This window comes from Variovorax sp. VRV01 (assembly GCF_014852545.1).
Taxonomy (GTDB): Bacteria; Pseudomonadota; Gammaproteobacteria; order Burkholderiales; family Burkholderiaceae_C; genus Variovorax; species Variovorax beijingensis_A.
The window spans coordinates 44,334-65,939 of the sequence record NZ_JACVBS010000006.1 but is presented as its reverse complement, the minus strand read 5'-3'; the positions used below and the strand labels follow the sequence as shown (position 1 = coordinate 65,939).

At 68.5% G+C, this 21,606-nt stretch carries 19 protein-coding genes; 8 read left to right on the top strand and 11 right to left on the bottom strand.

The window, feature by feature from the left end; all coding sequences use genetic code 11:
• Window positions 1-32: 32 nt before the first annotated feature.
• Window positions 33-662, top strand: coding sequence for a hypothetical protein (locus IB278_RS12495; protein WP_192323571.1), 630 nt, complete (start codon window positions 33-35; stop codon window positions 660-662).
• A gap of 36 nt (window positions 663-698) precedes the next feature.
• Window positions 699-1,676: a magnesium/cobalt transporter CorA gene (gene corA, locus IB278_RS12490; protein WP_192323570.1), complete on the top strand. Its 978-nt coding sequence runs from the start codon at window positions 699-701 to the stop codon at window positions 1,674-1,676.
• Window positions 1,677-1,685: 9 nt separating this feature from the next.
• On the opposite strand, the gene IB278_RS12485 is transcribed toward corA, so the two are convergent.
• The 3 genes from IB278_RS12485 to IB278_RS12475 all read right to left on the bottom strand — a co-directional run bounded on the left by IB278_RS12485 (window position 1,686) and on the right by IB278_RS12475 (window position 4,127).
• Window positions 1,686-2,522 carry a siderophore-interacting protein gene (locus IB278_RS12485; protein WP_145746207.1) on the bottom strand — a complete coding sequence of 279 codons (837 nt, stop codon included), beginning with the start codon at window positions 2,520-2,522 and terminating at the stop codon, window positions 1,686-1,688.
• A gap of 15 nt (window positions 2,523-2,537) precedes the next feature.
• Window positions 2,538-3,146, bottom strand: a complete 609-nt coding sequence (locus tag IB278_RS12480) for a PadR family transcriptional regulator (protein WP_192323569.1) — start codon at window positions 3,144-3,146, stop codon at window positions 2,538-2,540.
• A 153-nt stretch (window positions 3,147-3,299) separates the two neighbouring features.
• Window positions 3,300-4,127 carry an HDOD domain-containing protein gene (locus IB278_RS12475; protein ID WP_145746209.1) on the bottom strand — a complete coding sequence of 276 codons (828 nt, stop codon included), beginning with the start codon at window positions 4,125-4,127 and terminating at the stop codon, window positions 3,300-3,302.
• A 294-nt stretch (window positions 4,128-4,421) separates the two neighbouring features.
• Between IB278_RS12475 and IB278_RS12470 the strand changes: the two genes are divergently transcribed.
• Together IB278_RS12470 and IB278_RS12465 are read left to right on the top strand one after the other, a co-directional pair.
• Window positions 4,422-7,745, top strand: coding sequence for an EAL domain-containing protein (locus IB278_RS12470; protein WP_145746210.1), 3,324 nt, complete (start codon window positions 4,422-4,424; stop codon window positions 7,743-7,745).
• Between the two features lie 72 nt (window positions 7,746-7,817).
• Complete coding sequence (locus IB278_RS12465) at window positions 7,818-8,510, top strand: glycine-rich domain-containing protein (RefSeq protein ID WP_145746211.1); 693 nt, start codon at window positions 7,818-7,820, stop codon at window positions 8,508-8,510.
• Between the two features lie 51 nt (window positions 8,511-8,561).
• On the opposite strand, the gene IB278_RS12460 is transcribed toward IB278_RS12465, so the two are convergent.
• From IB278_RS12460 to IB278_RS12450, 3 genes are all read right to left on the bottom strand, one after another.
• Entirely contained in the window at window positions 8,562-9,878 is a 1,317-nt protein-coding gene (locus tag IB278_RS12460) for a sulfatase (RefSeq protein WP_145746212.1), read from the bottom strand.
• Window positions 9,879-10,013: 135 nt separating this feature from the next.
• Window positions 10,014-11,006, bottom strand: a complete 993-nt coding sequence (locus IB278_RS12455) for a Bug family tripartite tricarboxylate transporter substrate binding protein (RefSeq protein WP_145746213.1) — start codon at window positions 11,004-11,006, stop codon at window positions 10,014-10,016.
• A gap of 39 nt (window positions 11,007-11,045) precedes the next feature.
• On the bottom strand, window positions 11,046-12,053 hold the full coding sequence (locus IB278_RS12450) for a Bug family tripartite tricarboxylate transporter substrate binding protein (RefSeq protein WP_192323568.1): 1,008 nt from the start codon (window positions 12,051-12,053) through the stop codon (window positions 11,046-11,048).
• A gap of 107 nt (window positions 12,054-12,160) precedes the next feature.
• Here IB278_RS12450 and IB278_RS12445 point away from each other — a divergent pair, with 107 nt between their 5' ends.
• The gene (locus IB278_RS12445) at window positions 12,161-12,685 is read left to right on the top strand and encodes a MarR family winged helix-turn-helix transcriptional regulator (protein WP_145746215.1); all 525 of its coding nucleotides are present in this window, start codon (window positions 12,161-12,163) and stop codon (window positions 12,683-12,685) included.
• On the opposite strand, the gene IB278_RS12440 is transcribed toward IB278_RS12445, so the two are convergent.
• The gene (locus IB278_RS12440) at window positions 12,657-13,670 is read right to left on the bottom strand and encodes a tripartite tricarboxylate transporter substrate binding protein (RefSeq protein WP_145746216.1); all 1,014 of its coding nucleotides are present in this window, start codon (window positions 13,668-13,670) and stop codon (window positions 12,657-12,659) included. The genes IB278_RS12445 and IB278_RS12440 overlap by 29 nt on opposite strands.
• A gap of 124 nt (window positions 13,671-13,794) precedes the next feature.
• On the opposite strand from IB278_RS12440, the gene IB278_RS12435 reads away from it, so the two are divergent.
• Together IB278_RS12435 and IB278_RS12430 are read left to right on the top strand one after the other, a co-directional pair.
• Complete coding sequence (locus tag IB278_RS12435; RefSeq protein WP_145746217.1) at window positions 13,795-14,763, top strand: LysR substrate-binding domain-containing protein; 969 nt, start codon at window positions 13,795-13,797, stop codon at window positions 14,761-14,763.
• Entirely contained in the window at window positions 14,760-15,977 is a 1,218-nt protein-coding gene (locus IB278_RS12430; RefSeq protein WP_192323567.1) for a DUF418 domain-containing protein, read from the top strand. The genes IB278_RS12435 and IB278_RS12430 overlap by 4 nt, the downstream gene beginning before the upstream one ends.
• Here the strand turns inward: IB278_RS12430 and IB278_RS12425 are convergent.
• Window positions 15,950-16,573 carry a LysE/ArgO family amino acid transporter gene (locus tag IB278_RS12425; RefSeq protein ID WP_145746219.1) on the bottom strand — a complete coding sequence of 208 codons (624 nt, stop codon included), beginning with the start codon at window positions 16,571-16,573 and terminating at the stop codon, window positions 15,950-15,952. The two genes, IB278_RS12430 and IB278_RS12425, sit on opposite strands and share 28 nt — an antisense overlap.
• Before the next feature lie 107 nt (window positions 16,574-16,680).
• Between IB278_RS12425 and IB278_RS12420 the strand changes: the two genes are divergently transcribed.
• A complete protein-coding gene (locus IB278_RS12420) occupies window positions 16,681-17,139 on the top strand; it encodes an Lrp/AsnC family transcriptional regulator (RefSeq protein WP_012748664.1) in 459 nt (152 codons plus the stop codon).
• Window positions 17,140-17,158: 19 nt separating this feature from the next.
• On the opposite strand, the gene IB278_RS12415 is transcribed toward IB278_RS12420, so the two are convergent.
• Genes IB278_RS12415 through IB278_RS12405 form a run of 3 tightly spaced genes read right to left on the bottom strand, consistent with a single transcriptional unit; the run spans window position 17,159 to window position 21,518 of the window.
• Window positions 17,159-18,220: a mechanosensitive ion channel family protein gene (locus tag IB278_RS12415; RefSeq protein WP_145746220.1), complete on the bottom strand. Its 1,062-nt coding sequence runs from the start codon at window positions 18,218-18,220 to the stop codon at window positions 17,159-17,161.
• The gene (locus IB278_RS12410; RefSeq protein WP_192323566.1) at window positions 18,220-20,460 is read right to left on the bottom strand and encodes an FUSC family protein; all 2,241 of its coding nucleotides are present in this window, start codon (window positions 20,458-20,460) and stop codon (window positions 18,220-18,222) included. Before IB278_RS12410 ends, IB278_RS12415 begins: the two co-directional genes overlap by 1 nt.
• Entirely contained in the window at window positions 20,460-21,518 is a 1,059-nt protein-coding gene (locus IB278_RS12405) for an inositol monophosphatase family protein (RefSeq protein WP_192323565.1), read from the bottom strand. The genes IB278_RS12410 and IB278_RS12405 overlap by 1 nt, the downstream gene beginning before the upstream one ends.
• Window positions 21,519-21,606: the final 88 nt, after the last annotated feature.

The following is a 21,606-nucleotide window of genomic DNA, read 5'->3' as shown; positions in this document are numbered from 1 at the left end:
GCGCGAACCCCGCGTGAAGAAACAAGGCGCCCATGGTCCACCCGGATGAATTCAAAGGCCCTGAAGCGGACGCGCTGCCCGACACCGCCACCGTGCCGGCAGAACTCGCTGCGCTGTACCTCTGCATGACGCCAGCACAGCTCGCCGACCTGCGCAAATCGAAACGGCCCGACGGGCGGGCAGGCCACGGCGCGTCCATCATCAGGCCGGTGGAAGGCGGCGCTGCAGCCGGGCCGAAAGACGCGGTGCTCTATCAGCTCGGCACCTTGCGCGGCTTTGCGAAGGCGCACACCGCCCCAACGGCCTTCGACACCGCGTCGGACTCCGGGTTGCCGGGCTGGCTGTCCGCCAGGCTGCCTTTCTTTGCCGAGCGCGAACCGCGCATCAAGCGCGGGCGGCGCGTGCTCATCGGCGGCGCCTGGGACCGGGCGGACCCGCTGCGCGAGAAACGCTTCGCCGAGCTGGCGAAGGGCCGCATCCGATTCACATCATTGACATGCGCCGAAGCCGCCGCGAGCCTGTGGGCCGACGTGGCAAGCCATCGCGCATTCGCCGAAAAGGGCCTCGCGCTGCTCAGGAGCGAGACGCAGGCCATCGAGGCCGCGCTGGCCGACACCGGCCTGCTGCTGGCCGCGGCTTCGAATCCGGAGACGGTGGCCTGACCCGCCTCCTTCAAGACCGACCATGGACGAGTACCGATGCTGATCAACTGCGTGGCCTACGAGAACGGCGCCAAGCTCGCCGACATTCCGGTCGAGGACATCAGCGAGTACATCTCCCGGCCCGGCTGCTTCGTCTGGGTGGCGCTGAGCGACGCCACGCCGGAGGAACTGGCCCAGATGCAGGATGAATTCAACCTGCATCCGCTGGCGGTGGAAGATGCCCACCACGGCCACCAGCGGCCCAAGGTCGAGGAATACGGCGATTCGCTCTTCGTCGTGATGCACCTGGTCGAGCCTTCTGCCGAGGGCGAGCACTGCGTGAACGTGGGCGAGGTCGACGTGTTCGTGGGGAAGAACTACGTGCTCTCGGTGCGCAACCGCAGCCAGCAGGGCTTCCTGGGCGTGCGTGAGCGCTGCGAGCGCGAGCCCGAGCTGCTGCGCAACGGCGCGGGCTTTGTGCTGTATGCGCTGATGGATGCGGTGGTCGACCGCTACTTTCCCGTCATCGACGCGCTCGAGGTGGAACTCGAATCCATCGAGCAGCAGATCTTCGCGCAGGGCGGCGCGGCGCGCGACAAGATCAAGCAGCTGTACGACCTGAAGCGCCGCAGCATGATCCTCAAGCGCGCCGTGGCGCCGCTGGTCGAGGCGGCGGGCAAGCTGCACGGCGGGCGGGTGCCGCAGATCTGCGTGACCTCGCAGGAATACTTTCGCGACGTGGCCGACCACCTGGGCCGCATCAACGGCTCGATCGACGCGATGCGCGACACCATCGGCACGGCCATTTCGGTGAACCTCTCGATGGTCACCATCGAGGAGAGCGAAGTCACGAAGCGGCTGGCGGCCTGGGCCAGCATCTTTGCGGTGTGCACCGCGTTCGCGGGCATCTGGGGCATGAACTTCGAGCACATGCCGGAGCTGAAATTCCGCTACGGCTATGCGGTGGCGCTGGCGCTGATTGCGGCCACCTGCAGCTATCTCTACTACCGGTTCAGGCGCGCCGGCTGGCTCTGAGGGGCCGGGTCACTCGTCGTGCGTATCGTGCGTGGCCGCCGCGCCGCGCCGCCAGTAGCCGGAGGCGCGCGTCCACTTGGGGTTGGCGCCGCGTTCGCCCACGAGATGCGCGCGCAGCGCCTTCGCAATCGCCGATTCGCAGCCCACCCAGGCGTGGAAGTCGCCGGCCGGCAGTTCCATGGCCTTGAGCGTATCGAGCAGCACCGGGCTCAGGCCCGGTTCCGCGCCGTTGCGGTGCACCCACTTCAATGTGAGCTCCGCCTGCGTTTCGAACGGAACCTGGTCGGCCTCGCTGTCGACCTCGGCCAGCACCACCACGCGTGCACCGGCCGGCAGCTCGGCCAGGCGCCGCGCAATGGCGGGCAGGGCGGTGTCGTCGCCGATCAGCAGGTGCCAGTCGAACGCCGTCGGCACGATGAACGAGCCGCGCGGGCCGCCCACGCCGAGCACGTCGCCGGGCCTGGCCCGCTCGGCCCATTGCGTGGCGGGGCCGGCCTCGTGCAGCGCGAAGTCGAGTTCCAGCGTGTTGGCGCGGGCGTCGTGGCGGCGCGGCGTGTAGTCGCGCATGGCGGGCCGGCCGCCCGCGGGCCACACCGGGCCGTCCGGCCCCATGGTCGGGAGCGCGAGCTGGCCGGCCGCGTCGGGGAAAAAGATCTTTGCGTGGTCGTCGAAGCCCGGGCTCGCGAAGCCTTCGAGGTCGTCGCCCGCGAGCGTGATGCGAATCAGGTGCGGCGTCAGGCGCTGCACGGTCTGGACCGCGAGCCGGCGAAAGCGAAGCTCGTGGCGCACGCGGCGCGGCGTGCGGTCGGGCGTGATGGAGGCAGAAGTGGTTGTGAAGTCGGTCATTTCAAAGAAAGAAGTTCAGATGCGCTCTAGCTGTTGAGCGGCGCTGTCGAGCACCGCGGCGAAATCGTGGGCTTGTTGTTCGGTGAGGGGGGCGCCAGAGAGGCGCATGCGCATCGCGAGCTTCAGGTTCTCGATGGCGCGCGTGACCTGTGGCGGGCGGCCGCCGCGCGGGCCGGCGCCGTCGACGCCGCCGTTCATGCGGGCCATCATGGCGTCGGCCGTGTCGCGGTTGGCGGCCAGGAATTCCCGGCCGCTCGCGGTGATGCTGTAGCGCTTGCGCCCGCCGGTGTCGGCCGTTTCCACGCTCAGGTAGCCCATCTCCTCGAGCAGCGTAAGGGTGGGGTAGACCACGCCGGGGCTCGGCGCGTAGCTGCCGCCCAGGCGGTCCTCGATGGCCTTGATGAGTTCGTAGCCGTGGGCAGGCTTGTCGGCGATGAGTTGCAGCAGCACGAAGCGCAGCCCGCCATGGCCGAACACCCGGCTGCCGCCGCGTCCGCCGCGGCCTCCGTGCATGCGCTCGTCGCCGCCGTGGCGTCCGCGGCCGCCCGAGAGACCGTCTTCGTGTTCGCCGCGCGGAGAGTGGCAGTGGTGATGGTGGTGGTGGCCGAAATGGAAGTGCCGCATATCGATGTCCTCTTGAGGTATATCTAAATTATTTTCGATATATCTAAAAAAGTCAAACAGCTCTGCCTTTCGCATCACTGCGGCGCATCCATGGGCGGGTAAGGCAGTGGGGCCGAGGCCCCGGCAAACGGGCGGGCGGCGCCCGTCCGGTGATCAGGCGATCATCGATTCCAGGTCGGACGCCAGTTCGCGCGGTGCCGGCATGTCCTGCATCACGTCCTCGGAGAGGCCGATCGCGTCGGCAGGCTGGGCTGGCCATACGTGTTGCGCGTCGCCGATGCGGAGCCCTTCGCGCTCCAGGGCGACGCGCCAGACCGCCAGGTGCAGCACGCTGGCGAGCGGATCGACGTGTTCGGCCTCCATCGGGTTGGCGAAGGAGGAGAGGGCGCTGACGAACTCGGGTGCGAATTCCCAGCGGGCCGCCAGCCGCGCGCCGACCTGGCCGTAATGGAAGCCGAACTTCTGCCGCTCCACTTCGAGCCGTCCCATGCGGTCGAAGGGATGCACGGCGTTGAGTTCGGCCATCGGCTGCTTCATGGCGCCGGCCATGATCAGGTGGCCGATGGCGTGCATGCTGCCGACCGTGAAGGCCAGGCTCTGGTCCACGCGGCGCGTCTTGCCCGCGAGGTAGCGGGCCACGGCGGCCACGCGCAGGCTGTGCGACCAGAAGGCCGGCAGGTGCACGCCCTCGACCTTGCGGAAGGTGCCCGTGAGGCCGGAGCTCACCACCAGGGAGCGGATCGAGGAGAAGCCCAGCAGCTGGATCGCGTCCTGGATCGAGAGGATCTTGCGGCGCAGCCCGAAGTACGGCGAATTCGCCATGCGCAGCACGCGGGCTGTCAGCACCTGGTCGAGCTCGATCTTGCGTGCCACCACGGAAACCGCGGCGTCCTCGTTGCGCAGGAGCTCGATGAGATCGAACACCACCTTGGGCACCGTGGGAAGCAAGTGGCTGTCGGTAAACAGTTCGTCCAGGGTCATGGCGATCTCGGGCTGTAGTTTTTTGCTGCCCGGGATTGTCCTGCAACCTTAGTGTTACATGTTGATGTCTTCGGAATCAGGCCCCCTCTCGCGGCCCGGTTGCAGACTTCCAGCAACACCGATGCGGTCGCGGCGCGCCAGGCACGGCTTTGCCTGGCTGCCGAGACAAATCGCGTGACGTTCTTGCACCGGCCCTATATATTGCGCCAACGATACAACCTGTTGCGTTCTCTGCCGTGCCGCGCTGCTGCACACGGAACCAACCGGCCTGCGTCGAGGACAGGATCAAATCCGATGTCATCGTCCGTCTGGATCAGGATTCGCTTGCCGCTGGTGATTTTCGCGGCTGGCACGGCGCTGTCGATCGTCCTGGGCGCTTCCGCCCGCCAGGAGATCGGGCGCAGTGCCCAAGCGCGCTTCGACGCAACCGCCCTCGACCTGGCGCGCAAGGTCGAAGCCCGCTTCGACGACTACATTGCCGTCCTGATCGGCCTGCGTGCGCGATTCAACACTTCCGAGACCGTGACCCGAAGCGATTTCAGGGACTATGTCGCGGGGCTGAACCTGGCGAGAGCCTACCCCGGTTTCCAGGCCGTCACCTATGCGCCCCGCGTTGCGGCCAACGACAAGCAGGCCTTCGAGGAACAGGTCCGCGGTGATGCCAGCCTCGACGCTGGCGTGGCCTCCCGCTTCGCCATCAAGCCACCCGGTGAGCGGGACACCTACTACCCGCTGGTCTACATCGAACCGCAGGCCGGCAACGAGAGGCTGCTCGGCAATGACCTGGGCGCGATGCCCGACAGGGGAGATGCGCTCGAGCAGGGGCGCGACACCGGCGGCCTCGTCACGTCCGGCCGCAAGGTCCGCATCGCGGGCCGCGAGTCCGACATCGGATTGGCGATGCGGCTGCCGGTCTACCGGCCACGGCAGCCGCTCGATACGCTCGAGCAGCGGCGCAACGCCTATATCGGTTCGGTCGGCTCGGGCTTCAGCGTCGCAGGGATGCTGAGCGACGTGGTGGGGGCCGATGCCAGCAGGACGTTCCGGCTGCGCTTGATCGATGCCGGGCCGGGCCGTGGGGCGATCGGGACACGCGTCGAGACCAGGTTTGTCGCGGCGACCTCATTCAGCGAGCGGCAACTGCTGTTCGACAGCGCGGCCTTGGCCAAGCCCGCTGCGGCACCGGCGCGCAGCCTCGAACGCATGCTCGGCTTCGAGCTGGGCGGCCACTCCTGGCTTGTGGAAGTCGCTCAAGACGAAAACCAGGTCTTCGGTCCGCTCGACAAGGCCATTCCATGGTTCATCGTCTTCGGCGGCCTGGCCACCAGCATGCTGCTTGCCGGCATCGTCTTTTCGCTGACCACCGCACGCAGCCGAGCCCAGATCCTGGCGAACGAGATGACCCGCCACCTGCGCACCAGCGAACGGCAGCTGGAGGAAGCGCAGCACCTGGCAAGCCTGGGCAGCTGGATCCTCGATCCCGAAACCGGAACCCTGCAATGCTCCGACGAAGCTTTGCGCATCCTGGGCTTCGAGACGGGCCCTTTGCAGCCCGACCTGCCCACGCTGCTCCTGCGTGTTCCGGCCGCAGAACGCCCCGCGGTCGAACAGCAGCTCGCGCTGGCCTCCGGGTCCACGGAACGCAGCGAATTCGAGCATCGCCTGTGCCTGCCCGATGGCACCGAACGCTGGCTCCACGTCATCGCACAGTCGGCCGAAGAAGACGGAAAGACGATGGTGCGCGGTACCGTGCGCGACGCCACCCGGCCGCGCAAGGATGCATTGCGCCAGGGGCTCGAATACAGGATCGCTCGTCTGCTTGCCGGCGATGGCAGGGCCGAGACGGTGATCTCGCAGGCGCTGGAAGCCGTATGCACCGACCTGCGCTGGGACTGCGGCGCGTTGTGGAGCGTTGGCGAGGACGGCGTGGTTCGCTGTGCCGCCGCCTGGCATGCCGAGCACATTCCCCCGGCGGTGCGGCAATTCGCTTCCGACAGCCGGTCGTTCGAATACCAGGCCGACGAAGGCTCGCTGGGCCGCGCCTGGAAAACCGGCGGCATCGTGCAGATCAACCTGTTGGCGGCTCCGGGCCATTTCGCGCGCGATGCGATGGCCCGCGAGGCCGGGCTGGCCGTCGGCGTCGTCGTGCCGATGGCCGTTACCGATTCGATCACGGCGCTGGAGCTCCTTGGTTCCAACCCGTACGCCGTCGACGCCGAGACGCAGGAGTCGCTGCGTGTGATCGCCTTGCAGATCGCCCAGTACAAGCAGCGCAAGCTGGCTGAGAGAAGCCTTCGTTTCATGGCCAGCCACGACGGACTGACCGGCCTGTTCAACCGCGCCGCGCTGCAACACGAGCTTGCTCGCGCCATCAAGCGCAGCAACCGCCATCAGAAGCAGTTCGCGGTGATATTCGTCGACCTGGATCGCTTCAAGCACATCAACGACACGCTGGGCCACGGCGTGGGCGACGAGATGATCAAGATCTGCGGCGAGCGCCTCACGGCGCTGCTGCGCGAGACCGATATCGTGGCGCGCTTCGGTGGCGATGAGTTCGTGCTGCTGCTGGAGAACCTGTCCAGCGCGAACGATGCCGCGGGGCTCGCCGAAAAAGTGCTGGCCTGCTGCGCCGAGCCTTTCTTCCTCGCCGGACGCGAACTGCACGTCAGCGCCAGCGTCGGCGTGAGCATCTACCCGGACAACGGCGGCGACGCAGAAGCACTCCTGAAGAACGCCGACACCGCGATGTATCGGGCCAAGGAAAGAGGCCGCAACACCTTCCGGTTCTACGCCGCGAAGATGAATGCACAGAATACCGAACAGCTGATGCTCGAAAGCGCACTGCGCCATGCCTTGGAACGTGGCGAGCTCGAAATGCACTACCAGCCGAAGATGAATCTGCAGACCCAGCACATCGTCGGCGTCGAGGCGCTGATGCGCTGGCACCACCCTGTCCTGGGCATGATTCCGCCGGTGCAGTTCATTCCGATCGCCGAAGAGCTCGGCTTGATCGTGTCCTTGGGCAAATGGGCGCTGGAGAGGGCTTGCGCCGATGCGCGATCGTGGCAGAAATCCGGTTTGCCAAAGGTGCTGATGAGCGTCAATTTGTCGCCGCGCCAATTCGGAAGCCGCACGCTCATCGCTGACATACAGGCCGTCCTGGAAGCCTCGGGCCTGGAGCCGTCGCTGCTGGAGCTGGAAATCACCGAAGGCGCGGTGATGGCGAATCCCGAGCGTGCGGCGAAATTGCTCCGGACGATCCGGGACATGGGCGTCGGCCTCGCCATCGACGATTTCGGAACGGGCTATTCCTCGCTCTCCTACTTGAAGCACTTCCCGCTGTCGACGGTCAAGATCGACCGCTCCTTCATCAACGACCTTTCGCAGGACGCCGACGCGCGGGCGCTCATCGACGGCATCATCACGCTGGCCCACGGGTTGCGGATGAAGGTGGTCGCCGAAGGCATCGAGACCACGGCCCAGCTCGATTACCTGCGCAGCCACGGTTGCGACGAGGCACAGGGCTATTGGCTGTGCAAGCCCGTTCCTGCCGACGAGGCACGCAACTTCATGGCGCGTCACCTGCGCAACCAGTTTGCTCCATCGGAGGCCGCCTGACGGCCGAACTTTTGAAGCAATCGTCGCCGGGCACGTTCGCTCGGACCTTCCCCAACCTTCACAGGAGCATTCATGATCCATTCCACCCAGCGCAAGACACTGGAGCAGACGATCGCCGCCATCGAGGCGATCGACCTCACGCCGATCAAGTTCAAGGCTTGCCGCAAAGAGGATGGCTACGGCTGGTCGGCAGGCTACGCGGACCAGATGGAGGTGGCCTACAAGCGCTACTTGATACTGCACGCCAAGCACCCCGACCTGACGCTCGCTCCCGAGCAGGACGTCGACCGCTTCTGGCACATGCACATCCTCGACACGAGAAAGTACGCCGCGGATTGCGAAACCGCTTTCGGCTACTTCCTGCACCATTTTCCGTACCTCGGCCTGCGCGGCGAGGAAGACGCCAAGGCGCTGCAAGCGGCCTTTCTGGAGATGCAGCGCCTGACCGCCGAGGAATTCGGCGAGCCGGCGGCCGCAGCCCGGCACGAGCCGGGCAAGGACGCGGCGGCATGGTGCTCGCTCGAGGCGGGCAAACCCGCAGCGGCATGGTGTTCGCTTGAGGCAGGCAAACCCGCAGCGGCATGGTGTTCGCTCGAGGCGGACAAACCCGCGGCCGCGTGGTGCTCGCTCGAAGCGGACAAACCCGCAGCCGCGTGGTGCTCGCTGGAGGCGGGCGCTGCCTCCGCGGCAGACCCCTTGGCGATGGCCGGCGCCTCCGAGCTGGCCGCTTCCGCTCGCAGGTTCGAGCTTGGCGTGAACAGGTGAAGGATTGGCGAAGGGACGAGGCGGCGGAGCCGCTCGTTCCTTCGCCTGGGTTCAGCGCTGCGGCATGTCCTTGACCGAGTAGCCCAGGCTCACCGTCGCATCCTCCGGAATCGCGGGCATCGTGGCATTCCAGGCCAGCCAGTCTTCCCGCATGGCCGCGAGCCGCCCAGGCTCCTTCTTGCCCAGGTTCGCCCGCTCGCGCTCGTCGGCCGGAATGTTGAACAGGTATTCGTTGCCGTCCACCTTCAGGTACTTCCAGTCGCCATCGCGCATGGCCTGCTGGCCGCGATGGTTCATGCGCCAGTGCAGCGGGCGGCGGAAACTGTGCTTCGCGTCCTTCAGCACCGGCATCAGCGACACGCCATCGAGCGGGTAGTCCGCATCGGCCTTGACGCCGGCCGCGTCGAGCATGGTGGCGGACCAGTCCATGGTCATGCACAGTTGCCGGCTCTCGCCGCCCTTGGCAATCACCGCGGGCCAGTGCGCGATCCATGGCACGCGGATGCCGCCTTCGGTCAGGTCCATCTTGCCGCCGACCAGCGGCCAGTTGTCCGAAAAGCGCTCGCCGCCGTTGTCGCTGGTGAACACCACCAGCGTGTTGTCGGCCATGCCGTGCTTCTCGAGCGCGGCCATGATCCAGCCGATGCCTTCGTCCATGTGGTGGATCATGCGGCGGTACACATGGATGTTGCCGCCGGCCAGGTCGAACAGGTTGTCTTTCACGAGCGGCGCCTTCCCGGCGTCGTCGCGCGTTTCCCAGGGCCAGTGCGGCGCGGTGTAGTGCAGGCTCAGGAAGAAGGGCGCGTCCTGCTTCGACATGCGCTCCACGTAGTCGACGGCGCGCCTGGAGAGGATGTCGGTGAGGTAGCCCTCTTCCTTTCTGTCTTCCTCGCCGAACCACAGGTCGTGGCGGCCGGTGGAGTCGCAGTGCGTGAAGTAGTCGACGCCGCCCGACATCGGCCCGAAGAACTCGTCGTAGCCCGAGCGCAGCGGCCCGAAGGTGGGCGGGTAGCCCAGGTGCCACTTGCCGATGAGCGCGGTCTGGTAGCCGCCGGCCTTCAGCAGCGAAGGCAGCGTGGGGTGCTCGGTCGGCAGGCCGAGCGTGGTGCTGCCGCGGCTCTTGCTGTTGATGGGCTCCTCGGCCGCGCCGCGCAGGCGGTACTGGTAGCGCGCGGTGATCATCGCGAAGCGCGTGGGCGAGCACACGGGCGAGTTCGAATAGCCCTGCGTGAGCTTCAGCCCATTGGCCGCCAGGCCGTCGAGCACGGGCGACACGGGGCCGAATGCGGCATCGCGGCCGCCGTAGCAGCCGAGGTCGGCATAGCCGAGGTCGTCGGCCACGATGAAGATGATGTTGGGTCTGGTCATGAACAGTTCGCTGCTTTGAGAGATCAGAAAGTCTTTTCGTGAAACACCGCGGAACCGGCTTTGCCGGGCCGCTGGTGTTGCCCCCTGCAAGGGGGTTGGCGAAGCGACACGAAGTGCGCGAAGACTGGGGGTGTTCTAAGGTTGGTAGCCGGATTTCTGGACGACGGGGGCCCATTGCGCCTTGTAGGCCTTGAGCATCGCGGCGGTCTGTGCCTGTGTGCTCACCACCGGCGTCATGCCGGCATCCTTGAACTTGCGCTGCGTGTCGGCATCCTGCATGACTTCGTGGATGGTGCTGGCCAGGCGCTCGACCTTGGCCTTGGGCATGCTCGCGGGCGCGAAGAAGGTGTTCCAGCCGGTGGCGGCAAGGTCGAGCCCGGCCTCCTTGAAGGTCGGGATCTTCGGCGCGAAGGGCGAACGCTTTTCGCCCGAGAGCGCGAGGATGCGCAGCTTGCCGGTGTCGTGCAGCGGCAGCACCACGTCCTCGGTGTCGACCGAGATGGGCACCTGGCCCCCGATCAGGTCGTTCAGCAGCGGAGCCGAGCCGCGGTAGCCGATCACCTGCGTCTGCACCTTGGCCTTCTCGCCCACCATCAGGCCGAAGAAGTGCGGCAGGCTGCCGGTGGCCGGCACGCCCACGTTGGCCTGGCTGGGATTGGCGCGCATCCACGCCAGCAGGTGGTTGAGCTCGCGCACCGGCAGCGTGGGCGACACCGACAGCGCGAAGTTGTAGGTGTTGACGTGCGACACGGGCACGAAGTCGCGCTCGGCGTCGTAGTTGTTGTCCTTGAAGACGAGCGGCGCCACCACCATCACGGCCGGGTTGGCGAGCATCAGCACGTTCTGGCCGGCGGGTGTGAGCTTGACCTGCTGCGCGGCAAGGCGGCCGCCCGCGCCGGGCTTGTTGTCGACGATGACCGGCACGCCCAGTTTGGCGCCAAGCTTGTCGCCGACGATGCGCGCCACGCGGTCGGTGGCGCCGCCGGGCGCGTAGCCGACGACGATGCGCAGCGGGCTGTCGAGCGCCTGGGCGCCCGCGCTGGCGGGCAGGGCGGCGATGGACGCCATGAAGCCGGCCGCGGCAAGCAGCGCGGCAAGGCGGCGGGTGATGGGGATGGTCTTCGGCATGTGGGGGTTCCTCCTCGGTTCGGTCGTTCGTTCGGTTGTTCAGTCGGTGGCCTGGAAGTTCACGGCCTTCATGATGCCCGCCCAGCGCGCGGTGTCCTCGCGCATGGTCTTGAACAGCGCCTCGCTGCCGTCGCCGACCGGGTACATGCCGTTCTGCAGCAGCAGCTGGCGCACCTCGCGCGCATTGACGGCCCGGGTGAATTCGGCGCGCAGCGTGTCGATGACGGGCTGCGGCGTCTTGAGCGGCGCATAGTAGGCAAACCACGCGGTGGCCACCACGTCCTTGTAGCCGGCCTCGACGAAGCAGGGCAGGTTGGGCATGAGCGGCGAGCGCTTCTCGCCGCTGGTGGCCAGCACCTTCGCGCGGCCCGTGGACAGCATCTGCTGCGCACCGCCGACGGTGTCGAAGTAGACAGGCACGGTGCCGCCCATCAGGTCCTGCCGCGCGGGCGTGGAGCCGCGGTAGGGCACGTGCACCATCTTCAGTCCGGCCGCGCGGTTGAGCATCTCGCCGAGAAAGTGCGAAGGCGTGCCCGCGCCATAGGAGCCGAAGCTCAGCTTGTCGCCCTGCGCCTTGGCCCAGGCGATGAACTCGGCCAGCGTGTTGGCAGGCACGTCCTTGTGCACGGTGAGGGCCAGCTCGAAGCGCGCCGCGTTGATGATCGGCACGAAATCCTTGATGGGGTCGTACGAGAGGCTGCGGTACGCGCTCGGGAACATGGTCATCATGCTGGCCGTGCCCAGCAGCAGGGTGTGGCCGTCCGGCGCGGCGGTCTTGACGGTTTCCGCCGCAATCCGGCCCGCCGCACCCGCGCGGTTGTCGATGATGAGCGGACCCAGCGTCTCGCGCACCTGCTGCGCGATGGCGCGCGTCAGCACGTCCTGCGTGCCGCCGGCGGGCACGCCGATCAGCACCTTGACCGGCTGGCCGGGCCTGAAGGCCTGCGCCCGCGCATCGAGGGCGAGCGGCGCCAGGGCGAGTCCGCCCAGCGCGGCGAGTGCGCGGCGGCGGTCGAAGCTGGAAGAAAGAAGAGGCGTGATGGGCATGGGGCGGTGTCTCCGGGATCTTCTGGGATTGGTTTTGTGGATCCCGAAGGACTTTAGAGACGCTACATTCGATTGATCTAATCAACCATCCCCCGGACTAACCCCCAATGACCGCGCCGCGCCGTTCGCTGGACGACCTGCTGCTGTACCGGCTTTCGCGGCTGGTCGGGGTGGCGGGCGGCATGGTGATCCGGCTGTGCGAGGGCCGCTTCGGCATCACGCGGCGCGAATGGCGGCTGATCGCGGTGCTCGCGAGCCGCGGTGAACTGGGCTCCTCCCAACTGGCCGAGCATGCCCAGCTCGACCGCGCCCGCACCTCGAAGGCGGTCGGCTCGCTGGTCGAAAAACAGCTGGTCTCGCGCGTGGCCCGCGCGGGCGACCGGCGGCAGGTGCTGCTGGGCCTGACCGAGAGCGGGCAGGCGCTGTACGGCGAGCTTTTTCCGCTGGTCACGAAGATCAACGCCGAGTTGATGGGGGCCCTGGGCGAGGAGGACGCCACGCGCCTCGACGAATCCCTGCGCCGCCTGCAGGCACAGGCCGAGCGCATGGTGCAAAAGGCCGTGCTGCCCAAGGCCGATCGCGGGCGCCGCGGCGCGGGCGGCATCAGTCCACCTTCATCCCGGTCGCCTTGACGATGCGGCCGTAGCGCGCCTGGCTGCCCGCCAGGCGCTCGGCCGCGGCGGCGCCGGTCTCGCCGAGCGCCACCATGTCGAGCGAGGCCAGGCGCGCCTTGACCTCCGGCAGCGCCAGCGCCTTCTGCAGCGACTGGCGCAGCACCTGCATCACGGGCTCGGGCGTGGCGGCCGGCACCATCGCGAGGTAGAGCACCTCGAATTCCAGGTCCTTCAGGCCGAGTTCGCCCACCGTGGGCACCTCGGGCAGCAGCGGCGAGCGCTGGCGGCCGGTTACGGCCAGCGCGCGCAGCTTGCCGGCCTGCACCTGCGGCAGCAGGCCCGGCGTGGCGAGGATGCCGGCCTGCACCTCGCCGCCCAGCAGCGCCATCACGGCCGGCGCGTTGCCCTTGTAGGGCACGTGGGTGATCTTGGCGCCGGTCGCGGTCGAGAAGATGCCGGCCGCAAGATGCCCCGGGCTGCCGTTGCCGGCCGAGCTGAAGGTGGCGGGCTCAGCCTTGGCCTGCGCGATGAATTCCGGCAGCGTCTTCGCCTTCACGGCGGGCCCGACGCCGAAGCTCAGGCCCGACGAGCTGAAGATCATCAGCGGCTTCAGGGCGTTTGCCGCGAAGGGCATCGACGCATACAGGTGCGGATTGATGGTGAAGGTGCTGTCGATGCTCAGCAGCACCGTGTAGCCGTCGGCCGGGCTCTTGGCCACGAGGTCGGCGCCGATGTTGCCGCCGGCGCCGGGCCGGTTGTCGACCACGAAGGGCTGCTTGAACTCTTTCTGCAACACGTCGCCCAGCGCGCGGCCGAGAATGTCGAGCGGACCGCCGGCCGGGAAGTTGGTGATGAATTTCACCGGCTTGGCGGGGTAGGCCGCGTCGGCATGCGCGGCCGGGCTGCCGAGCGCAAGGCAAAGCGCCGCGCAGGCAGCCGCTGTGGCCAGGGCCAGGCAGCGCGATGCGCCCGGGGCGTTCTTCTTCGAGAAACCGGTGGTCATGTGTTTGCTTGTCTCCGTACAGCCGGCACTCTAGGAGGCAGAGGCGGCCCGCACAACTGAAAGCTCTTCTGCCAGCTATTCCAGCTGGTTATATTTGGATGGCCGCCTCACAGTGAAGCCTCCCATGTCAGCCATGAACAACTTTGCGCGCCTCAAGCTGCGCCACCTGCAATGCCTCGTGATGGTGGCGCAGGAGCGCAACCTCGTGCGCGCGGGCAAGGCTCTGTCGCTCACCCAGCCCGCGGTGTCCAAGACCATTGCCGAGCTCGAGGAGATCGTCGGGCGCCAGCTGCTGCTGCGCCGCCGCCGCGGCGTCGAGCTCACGCCGGCGGCCGAGGTGCTGGTGCGCCATGCCGTCTCCGCGCTGCGCGGGTTGCGCGAAGGCATGGGCCTGGCCATGGACCAGCCCGAAGCCGACCAGCTGCGCGTGGCCGTGGGCGCGCTGCCCAACATGGCGGCCAACCTGTTGCCCGAGGCCGTCGCGCAGCTGTATGCATCGCATCCGGCGCTGCGCGTGCGCGTGGTGAGCGGCACCAACGCGCAGCTGATGACGCAGCTGCGCCAGGGCGAGATCGATCTCGTGCTCGGCCGGCTCGCGCAGGCTTCGGCGATGGCCGACCTGGCGTTCGAACAGCTCTACAGCGAACCGCTGCTGCTGGTGGTGCGCCCGGGCCATCCGCTCGCGGCGCGGCGCAAGCCCAGGCTCGACGCCCTGGCCGCCCATCCGCTGGTGCTGCCCGTCTCGGGCACCCTGATCCGGCACACGGCCGATGCCTTCCTGATCGCGCAGGGCATGGCGCTGCCCAGCCGGCTGGTGGAGGCCACGGACACCAGCTTCGTGGTCGGGCTGCTGCAGCGCTGCGATGCGGTGTGGTTCGCGCCGCAGGGCGCCGTCGAGGGCTTGATTGCACAGGGCGCGTTGAAGCGCGTGGCCATCGACACCTCGGGCACCGAGGGGCCGGTGGGCTTTACCGTGCGGCGCGGCGGCGAAGCGGGCGAGGGCGCACGGCTGCTGGTCGAAGCGATCCGCGGCATCGTCGCGGCTGCGGCGGGCGGCAACCGGGGCAGTGCCGGCGTCAGGAAACCCGCATGAACACCGCCCCGAGCGAACGCCAGCAGATGGTCGATGCGCTGCGCGGCTTTGCGCTGCTGGGCATCCTGGTGGTCAACATCGCGAGCTTCGCGTCAACCTATTACGGCCTGGGCATTCCCGATCCGATGGCCGTCTCGCCGGCCGACCGCGGCGCTTCGTTCGTGCGGGCCCTTGTGTTCGAGAGCAAGTTCTATCTGCTGTTCTCGTTCCTGTTCGGCTACAGCTTCACGCTGCAGATGCGCGCGGCCGAGCGCGACGGCAAGCCCTTCGTGCCGCGCATGGTGCGGCGGCATGTCGGGCTGTGGGCCCTCGGCGTGGCGCATGCCGTGCTGCTCTACTACGGCGACATCCTCACCGCGTATGCCGTGCTGGGCGCCGTGCTGCTCGTGCTGCGGCGGCGCAGCGATGTGTTCCTGGCGTGCACGGCCATCGTGCTGGTGCTGCTCACTTCATTGCTGTGGGCCGCGGTCGGCCAGATGTACACGCACGCGGACATGCAGATGGCGGCGCAGGCGGCCTACGGCGAAGCCGCCGCGGCGCTGGCCGCCTACCGCGCCACGCCCGCCATGGTGGTGGTGCAGCATCTGCGCGACCTCTCGCAGACCTGGTGGATCACGGCGCTGGTGCAGGCGCCGGAGGCGCTGGCCATGTTCCTGGCGGGCTTCATCGCCGGCAAGCGCGGGCTCCTCGCACATGCCGAAGCGCATCGCACACTGTGGTGGCGCGTGTTCTGGTGGGGCCTTGCCATCGGCCTGCCGGGTGCGCTGGCCTACGCCTGGCCGACCTTGCGGCTGAGCGATCCGGTGCGCGACATCCAGGCCCTCGCGCTCACGCTGCTGACGGCGCCGTTCCTGTCGGCCGCGTATGCGGCCGGCATGCTGCTCGTGTTCCAGAGCGCTCGCGGCCGGTGGCTGGCGCGGCTGCTGGCGCCGGCGGGGCGCATGGCGCTGTCGAACTACCTGCTGCAATCGGCGGCTTGCGCGTGGATCTTTCTGGCCTACGGGCTGCGCTGGATCGGAACGGTCGGGCCGCTGGCGACATTCGCGGTCGCGTTCGCGATCTTCGCGGGCAACCTGGCGCTGAGCCACTGGTGGATGCAGCGCTTCGCCTACGGCCCGGCGGAGTGGCTGCTGCGGGCCTTCACGAACCTCCAGCGCCCGCCGCTGCGGCGGCGCCGGCATGTGGATCAGCGCGACAGCTGCGCCGAGAGCTGAAACACGGCAAAGCCCAGCAACAGCACGCCCGACAGCCGGTTGATGGACTGGAGCACCCGCGCACCGAGCTTGTGCCGCACCATCGACACCACGGTAGAGAGGCCCAGCCACCACATGGCCGACCCGAGGAAAACGCCCGTCACCATCGTCACGGCAGCGCTGCTGCTGCCGCTCGCATGCCCGGTGCCGATCGACGCGAACACCGCGACGAAGGACAGGATCGTCATCGGGTTCGCGAGGGTGAGCATGAACACCGACAGCACGGCTTTGAGCGGCGTGGCGGCGTCCTGAGCGGTGCGGGCCTGGGTGGCGGCCGGTGCGCGCAGCAGCTGCACACCCATCCACGCCAGGAAGGCCGCGCCGCCGATCGCCAGCGGCACGCGCGCCGCCACCATCGACGAGATGACCGCCGACACGCCAAACGCGCCGATCGCGCCGTAGCACGCATCCGCCAGCGCGGCCCCGAGGCCGCTGAGAAAACCGATGGCACGGCCGTGCGCGAGCGTGCGCTGGATGCAGAGCAGCCCGATGGGGCCCACGGGTGCGGCGATCGACAGCCCGATGACCAGGGCCTTGAGGAAAAGAGAAAAGTCCATGCCTGCAATTGTTCGGCGCAGGCTAGATAGCGAGAATGGCGAAATTCAGGCGTGCAGCCTGCCCAGCCTGAAATCGGAAGTGAAATTCCCAACTGCACCTTAGATTCATGGAAATCGACTCCAAGAACTGGCAAATCCTCGACGCGCTCCAGCAGGACGCGCGCACCTCGCTGACGGCGCTGGCGCGGCAGGTGGGCTTGTCCGTGCCCTCGACCTCGGAGCGCGTGAAGCGGCTCGAGGAGGCCGGCGTGATCGAGGGCTACCGCGCGGTGGTTCCGCCGCGCAAGGCGGGCTATACGGTGACGGCGCTGATCGGCATCACGACCGCGCAGCCCGACAAGGCCCGGCTGCTGAAGCTGCTCGATGGCCGGCGCGAGGTGCTCGAGTGCTTTCACGTCACCGGGCAGGACTCCTATGTGCTGAAGGTGGTCGCCCGGGACATCGAACATCTCGAGGCCTTCGTGAGCAGCATCAACCACCTGGGGGAGACGCGCACATCGATCGTCATGTCGGTGCCGATTCCGGCGCGCGCGGTGGCGGTGCCGGCGGGCGCCGTGCCCGGATGACGTGCGGCGGTGCGCCGCTTCAGGCCGCCGCCGCGCCCGGGAGCGGATCGGCCTCGATGCGCATCTTCGGCAGGAACTGCGGGTACTCGCGCTGCATGAAGTCGAGGAGGCCTTCGCGCACGGTGCAGCGCAGGTCGAAGGCCAGGCCCGAGGTGGCGGCGGTGCACAGCACCCGAACCTGCATGCTGCGCTCGGTCGCATCGGTGACGCGCATGTTGAAGAAGCGGCCGTCCCATTCGGGCGCCGCCTTCACGATGCGCTCGGCCGCTTCGCGCAGCGGCGCCAGCGGCATGCCGTAGTCCACGTAGATGAAGACCGAGCCGAGCAGCTGCGCCGAATGGCGCGTCCAGTTCTGGAACGGCTTCTCGATGAAGTAGCTGAGCGGCAGGATCAGGCGCCGGTCGTCCCAGATCTTGAGCACCACGAAGGTGCCCGTGATCTCCTCGACGCGGCCCCATTCGCCTTCGACCACCAGCACGTCGTCGATGCGGATCGGCTGGGCCAGCGCAATCTGCAGCCCGGCAATCAGGTTGCTGAACACCGGCTTGGCGGCCAGGCCGGCCACGATGCCGATCACGCCGGCGGAGGCCAGCAGGCTGGCGCCGACCTGGCGCGCGCCCGGAAAGGTCATGAGCATCATCGCGCCGCCGGCCACCAGAACCACCGACATGGCCGTGCGCGCAAGCACGCGCGTCTGCGTGAGCACGCGGCGCGCCTGCAGGTTGTCGGCGATGTCGGACGGATGCTGCGCGAGCACGCCGTCGGCAAAGCCGCTGATGGCCCTCACCGCGAGCCAGGTGGTCGCGGCAATCAGCAGCAGGCCGTTGAAATGCCGCACGCTGCCGAGAAAGCGCAGGTCCTCGGGTGCCGCCTGGAAGATGAGCAGCAGCGCCAACAGCGGCAGTACCAGCCGCGCCGGTGCGTTGCAGTTGATCACCATCGCGTGCACCGCGGGCGCGGGGCGGGTGATCCGTTTCAGCACGAGACCGCCGATGCGGTGGACCAGAAGAGCGAGCGGGACGGCGACGAGAACGGCAATCCAGGTGCCGAACCAGGGGTGGGCAAGTATCTCTTGGGTCATCAGGCGGGGGTCGTTGCTGCGTCTGTTGTCTCGTCCAGGTGTTGAAGAATGCGCGCCGCGTCGTCGCGCAGCTGCGTCGAAAGTGCCGTGGCCAGATCGAGCCGGCGCAGCAGCCAGGGGCTGATGTCGTTGTCGAACGGGTCGGGCAGGGGAATCGGGCCGCCCACGGTGGTGGAGCCGGTGCTTTCGGGCAGCGAGGGGCCGGTGGTCGGCGCGCTGCCGATGGCGGCCTCGATGCGCTGCGCGGTGCGCGCGAGCGGGCCTTCGATCTCGGCGGCCGTGAGCCGGTCGCGCCGCAGCACGAGCATCGACTTGACGGCGCTGAGCTGCGCCAGCAACTGGTAGCTGTGCGCCTGCAGGTGTTCGAGCGGCTCCAGTGGCGGCTGCACCGCGCGCGGCTCCGACAGCGAGCGCTGCGTCGCCTGCACCAGGGCCGAGAGGCTGTCGTAGGCCTCGCGGCGCGCGAGCCGCCATTCGAGCTCGGGGCTGCTGTCGATGGCCTGCAGCTGGCCCAGGCCGAGCGCCAGCCGTGCATGGCGCGCCTGCGCGGTGAGCGTGCGCGCCACCAGCGCCGGAATCTGCCCGCGCTCCCACGAGGGCAGCACATAGCAGAAGCCCCAGGCCAGCGCGGCGCCGATCAGCGTGTCGGCAATGCGCTCGAACAGCGCGAAGATGGGCGCGGCGCCGGTGTTGAGCATGTGCGCCTGCACCAGGCCCAGCACCGTGGCCGCCACCGCCGTGATCAGGTAGCGCCGCACCGCAAAGCTGTGGGCGATGGCCTGCGCCACCGTGAGGATGACCAGCAGCGCGAGCGGCGACGGATGCGCCGAGAGCAGGCCCACCGCGAGCACGCTGCCCAGCAGCGTACCGGCGACGCGGCTGTTGCGCCGCTCCAGCGTCTGCGAAAGGCTGCCGCGCAGCACCACCACGATGGTCAGCAGGATCCAGTAGTCGTGCGAACCCCAGGGCAGCGACACCGCAATGGCGTAGCCGGCCGCAATGGCCAGTGCCGCGCGAATGGCGTGGCGCAGCGGCGGCGCGTCCCAGCGCCACAGCGTGAGAAAGGGCCGCAGCGACCAGTCGGTCGGGCTCACGAACATCTGCCAGTTGGCGCGCACCACCGCAAGGTTGGGCTCGGCATCGCCGCGCGCCATGGCCGACAGGCGCAGCACCTCGTCGTTGATGTGGCCGATGCGGCTGGCCAGGCCGCGCGCGAGCATGGCGGCGTTCGGGCCCGGCAGGCCGTGGCTCGGCGCATGGTCCTCGCCCGGCAGATGGATCGACGCGAGCCGCGGCCGCCGGTCGGCCACCACTTCGGGCTCGCGGCCCATCAGCAGCGCGTCGCCGAGCGCGGTGGTGTCGTCGGCCAGTTCCTCGAGCACCCGGCGCATCTCGATGAGGGCCTGGGCATGCGCGGGATGGCTCTTGAGCGCGTCCAGGTCGAGCTCGCTCGCGAGCAGCTGGTCGCGCATCTCGAGCACGATCACCAGCATGGCGGCGAGCCGCTGACGGCGCGGCGTGCGCGGCGATTCGAGCACGATGTCGCGCGTGGCCTGCAGCTGGTCGGCCAGCGCGGCCTGTTCGCGCAGCAGCCGGCCCAGCAGGGGCGCGGGGGTTTCGCGGATGTCGCTGGTGTCGTCGCGCGGCGTGAACTGGCTGGCCTCGGTGCGCATCAGCGCGGCCAGCGAATACAGCACGTCCGAGACCGACTGCACGCGGAAGCGCGAATTCAGCGCATGGTTGGCGAGCGTGGCCCAGATCACGTAGAGCCCGGCGCCCAGCCCGAAGTGCCAGGTGCGCTCGAGCGCCTCGGCCATGCCGCTGGGTGCGGGCGTGGCCATCGAGAAGATCATCGAGAACATCACCGCGATGGCGATGGGAATGCCCCGCTTGCCCCATGCCATGGCCAGGAAGGCGACGAAGGTGGCGGGCACCAGCACCAGGCCCAGGCGAATGGGCGCGGCGTGCAGCAGCTGCACCAGGAAGAACAGCGGCAGCCCGATCAGCGGAGCCGGCAGCATCTGGAAGAACTTGCCGCGGCGCGGGCCGGGCAGGTCGGGCGGGGCCGTGACGATCACGCCCACCGCGGCTGTGGAGGCCGCGATGGCGCCGAGCCACAGGTGCACGCCGGCCGAGATGACGAGCAGGCCGAGCGCGACCGTGAGGCCGCTGGCGACGTACTGGCTCAGCGCAATGCGCAGCGCCGCACGGAACCGGAGGGCGGCACCTGGCCCCTGCATCACTTGGCGGAAGCGTCGCCTTCGGAGGAGCCGCCTGCAGGCGCGTCGCGGCGCACGCGCGTGAGCTTGCGCTGCACGGGCGCGGCCGGTGCGGCGGCGGGAGCGGGCGCCTCGCCGTCGAGCGGCGCGGCCGTCAGGTCGGTGACGGTGCTGCGGGCGTAGAGGTCGACCGATTCGTCGGCACCGGGCCGCGCGGCGGCCGACACGGCGCGCACGCGGTCGCTGGCGCGCATCTTGTCGTCGATGCCCGCGAACTTGGAGTATTTGGCGAGCAGCGGCACCAATTGGCCGTAGATGCGCGGTGCGCCGGCCAGGCATTCGCGCTGTTCCAGGAAGTCGGGCTCGCCCGTGAAGTTGCCGATCAGGCCGCCGGCTTCGGTGACCAGCAGCGAACCCGCGGCCACGTCCCAGGGGTTCAGGCCGGTCTCGAAGAAGCCGTCGGTGAAGCCGGCCGCCACGTAGGCCAGGTCGAGCGCCGCGGCGCCGGGGCGGCGCAGGCCCGCCATGCGGGGCATCATGTCGGCCATGATGGCCAGGTACTGCTTGAAGTTGTCGCCGCTGCGGAACGGAAAGCCCGTGGACACCAGGCATTCGCTGAGCCGGGTGCGCTTGGACACGCGGATGCGGCGCTCGTTCATGTAGGCGCCACGGCCCTTGGTGGCGGTGAACAGGTCGTTGCGGCTCGGGTCGTAGATGACCGCCTGCTCGATCTTGCCGCGCACCGACAGCGCGATGGACACGCAGTAGACCGGGAAGCCGTGGATGAAGTTGGTGGTGCCGTCGAGCGGATCGATGATCCAGACGTACTCGGAATCCTGGGCGCCATGCTGGGTGCCCGATTCCTCGGCCAGGATGCCGTGCCCCGGATACGCGCCAAGCAGCGTTTCGATGATGACCTGCTCGCTGGCGTGGTCGACTTCGGTGACGAAGTCGTTGACCTGCTTTTGCGAGATGCGCACGGCCTCGACGTCGAGGGCGGCGCGGTTGATGATGGCGCCGGCGGCGCGTGCGGCCTTGACGGCCACATTGAGCATGGGATGCAGGTTGGGGGACGACATTCTGGATTGTGAGAAGAACGGTGGGGTAGGTCCCCTAGAGGCGACCCTGCGGTCCGGCGATGCGGGCGGCGAGAATCAGGCATTTTAC

Bases quoted from the DNA above. Each gene is read 5' to 3' on its own strand.
- IB278_RS12495 (WP_192323571.1), top strand. From the start codon at position 33: ATGGTCCACCCGGATGAATTCAAAGGCCCTGAAGCGGACGCGCTGCCC.
- corA (WP_192323570.1), top strand. From the start codon at position 699: ATGCTGATCAACTGCGTGGCCTACGAGAACGGCGCCAAGCTCGCCGAC.
- IB278_RS12485 (WP_145746207.1), bottom strand. From the start codon at position 2,522: ATGACCGACTTCACAACCACTTCTGCCTCCATCACGCCCGACCGCACG.
- IB278_RS12480 (WP_192323569.1), bottom strand. From the start codon at position 3,146: ATGCGGCACTTCCATTTCGGCCACCACCACCATCACCACTGCCACTCT.
- IB278_RS12475 (WP_145746209.1), bottom strand. From the start codon at position 4,127: ATGACCCTGGACGAACTGTTTACCGACAGCCACTTGCTTCCCACGGTG.
- IB278_RS12470 (WP_145746210.1), top strand. From the start codon at position 4,422: ATGTCATCGTCCGTCTGGATCAGGATTCGCTTGCCGCTGGTGATTTTC.
- IB278_RS12465 (WP_145746211.1), top strand. From the start codon at position 7,818: ATGATCCATTCCACCCAGCGCAAGACACTGGAGCAGACGATCGCCGCC.
- IB278_RS12460 (WP_145746212.1), bottom strand. From the start codon at position 9,878: ATGACCAGACCCAACATCATCTTCATCGTGGCCGACGACCTCGGCTAT.
- IB278_RS12455 (WP_145746213.1), bottom strand. From the start codon at position 11,006: ATGCCGAAGACCATCCCCATCACCCGCCGCCTTGCCGCGCTGCTTGCC.
- IB278_RS12450 (WP_192323568.1), bottom strand. From the start codon at position 12,053: ATGCCCATCACGCCTCTTCTTTCTTCCAGCTTCGACCGCCGCCGCGCA.
- IB278_RS12445 (WP_145746215.1), top strand. From the start codon at position 12,161: ATGACCGCGCCGCGCCGTTCGCTGGACGACCTGCTGCTGTACCGGCTT.
- IB278_RS12440 (WP_145746216.1), bottom strand. From the start codon at position 13,670: ATGACCACCGGTTTCTCGAAGAAGAACGCCCCGGGCGCATCGCGCTGC.
- IB278_RS12435 (WP_145746217.1), top strand. From the start codon at position 13,795: ATGTCAGCCATGAACAACTTTGCGCGCCTCAAGCTGCGCCACCTGCAA.
- IB278_RS12430 (WP_192323567.1), top strand. From the start codon at position 14,760: ATGAACACCGCCCCGAGCGAACGCCAGCAGATGGTCGATGCGCTGCGC.
- IB278_RS12425 (WP_145746219.1), bottom strand. From the start codon at position 16,573: ATGGACTTTTCTCTTTTCCTCAAGGCCCTGGTCATCGGGCTGTCGATC.
- IB278_RS12420 (WP_012748664.1), top strand. From the start codon at position 16,681: ATGGAAATCGACTCCAAGAACTGGCAAATCCTCGACGCGCTCCAGCAG.
- IB278_RS12415 (WP_145746220.1), bottom strand. From the start codon at position 18,220: ATGACCCAAGAGATACTTGCCCACCCCTGGTTCGGCACCTGGATTGCC.
- IB278_RS12410 (WP_192323566.1), bottom strand. From the start codon at position 20,460: ATGCAGGGGCCAGGTGCCGCCCTCCGGTTCCGTGCGGCGCTGCGCATT.
- IB278_RS12405 (WP_192323565.1), bottom strand. From the start codon at position 21,518: ATGTCGTCCCCCAACCTGCATCCCATGCTCAATGTGGCCGTCAAGGCC.